Genomic DNA, 559 nt, shown 5'->3' on the forward strand with positions numbered 1-559 from the left:
CTATATTATACTATATTTTACTGAATCTATCCTATTTTCAGCAAAATATAGTTAAGGCGATTCATCTCCCACTTACTCCGCTTCGCTTCGTTGAAGTGGGAGTCTTCTCGCCTAATTAAGATAAAAACCTACAAATATTTGTCAAGGCTTTCACAAAAGGGCTCTTCACCACAAGTTGTACTTGATCATTTAAGGCAGGTGTGCATAGAGGGTACAAAAAATGCGAATTTTCCTGTATGGTAAAGGTGACCAAACCAAACCATGGAGGGAAATTCGCATGTACTCTCAGTTTATCAAAGAACTCATCGATTTACCAGATGTTTTGATTCAAAAGGTGCGAAAAGAAGGGGAACGTTGGATTTTCGAACTTTCTCTACCCGAACAATGCCCGTTATGTCCTGTCTGCTTGAAGCGCACGATCAAAATGACAGACAAAAAGAAGCAATGGATGCATGGCTATGCTCAGCGAATCGGAATTTTTTGGATCGAACTTCCTGTCGAGCGCAGACGTTGTAGCACGTGTGGCGTGACGTTCAGCACGTCGTATCCAGCCATCTCT

The 559-nt window shown here is 41.9% G+C and carries 1 pseudogene; it reads left to right on the forward strand.

From position 1 onward, the window contains the following. Window positions 1-277: 277 nt before the first annotated feature. Window positions 278-559: pseudogene (locus ETC02_RS17550) on the forward strand (transposase family protein); the annotation flags it as partial.

The sequence above is a fragment of the Geobacillus sp. DSP4a genome (genome assembly GCF_013096875.1).
Classification (GTDB): domain Bacteria; phylum Bacillota; class Bacilli; order Bacillales; family Anoxybacillaceae; genus Geobacillus; species Geobacillus thermophilus.